The 1,550-nt window shown below is 41.4% G+C and carries 2 protein-coding genes; both read left to right on the forward strand.

Annotated features, from left to right (window positions below):
* Positions 1 to 362, forward strand: a 362-nt coding sequence (locus VXQ92_RS17345; RefSeq protein ID WP_416682657.1) for a DUF475 domain-containing protein, incomplete at its 5' end; no start/stop codon positions are given.
* A 146-nt stretch (positions 363 to 508) separates the two neighbouring features.
* Positions 509 to 1,550: MFS transporter (locus VXQ92_RS17350; RefSeq protein WP_416682658.1), on the forward strand; the 1,042-nt coding region annotated here is incomplete at its 3' end.

The raw sequence follows: 1,550 nt of genomic DNA on the forward strand, positions 1-1,550 counted from the left end.
AAGCCGGTTTAGGTGGTTTCTTATATCTTGAAGTGTTAGATGCATCATTTAGTTTTGATGGTGTAATTGGTGCATTTGCCATTACTAGCGATGTTGTCGTGATTATGCTCGGTCTTGCAATTGGTGCTATTTTCGTCCGTTCAATGACAGTTTATCTTGTAGAAAAAGGTACGTTAGATGCCTATGTGTTCTTGGAACATGGTGCGCATTATGCGATCGGTGCTTTAGCATTCATTATGATTGCAAGTGGTACTGGCGTACATGTACCTGAAGTTGTCACAGGTTTAATTGGTGTAGCGTTCATTGTTTGGGCGGTTATCGCTTCAATTCAATATTCGAAGCGCGAGCAACAGTCGCCTTAAGCTAATTTTCAGCAAACTTCGATAAACTAAAGAGGCTAAACGCCTCTTTATTTTTTTAAGCCCAAATCGTTATTTTAAATAAGGTGTCCCGTATTTTTAGAAACGAATCGGCTTATAATTTACTTAGTTTGATAACGTGTATTGATATGATGAATGCTTTGGAACGTCGCTCAACTTTTGCCTTAAGTAGTATTTTTGCGCTACGCATGTTGGGCTTGTTCATGATTATTCCTGTCTTTTCTGTAGTTGGGCAGTCATATCAATATGCGACTCCAGCACTCATTGGTTTGGCTGTAGGTATTTATGGTTTAAGTCAGGCCATTTTACAAATTCCATTTAGCTTACTTGCTGACCGTTTTAGCCGTAAACCGCTTGTGGTCTTTGGTCTATTGCTCTTTGCGATTGGTGGCGCAATTGCCGGGCTATCTGACACCATTTATGGCGTGATTATTGGCCGTGCTATCGCTGGGGCGGGTGCAGTTTCGGCAGTAGTTATGGCACTTTTAGCCGATGTGACGCGTGAAGAGCAGCGTACTAAAGCCATGGCTGCCATGGGCATGAGTATTGGTCTATCTTTTGTAGTGGCTTTTAGTCTTGGACCTTGGCTCACAAGCCTTGTAGGTATTTCTGGTTTGTTCTTTGTGACAACCATCATGGGTTTGATTGCGATTGCGATGTTATTGCTGGTGCCTAAAGTCACTCGTCACCATCGTAATTATCAGCAAGGCTACATGGCACAGCTTAAACAAGTCATTCAAATGGGTGATTTAAACCGTTTACACGTTTCGGTTTTTGCATTGCATTTATTGCTGACCGCCATGTTTATTTATGTGCCATCACAGCTTATTGAGTTTGCGCATATTCCTTTGGCGAGCCACGGTTTGGTGTATTTGCCACTTTTGGTTATTAGTCTGTTTTTTGCATTTCCTAGCATTATCATCGCTGAAAAATATCGCAAAATGCGCGGCATTTTCTTAACAGCCATTACAGGCATTATTGCAGGTTTGCTTCTTCTTATATTTGGTTATCAGTCAAAATATGTATTACTCGCTGGCTTAGGAATTTTCTTTATTGCATTTAATGTGATGGAGGCTTTATTACCTTCTTGGCTGTCAAAATCCGCTCCAATCCAGTCGAAAGCCACCGCTATGGGGGTAAATGCCAGTAGCCAGTTCTTAGGTGCTTTTT

Source organism: Acinetobacter sp. 228 (genome assembly GCF_048147885.1).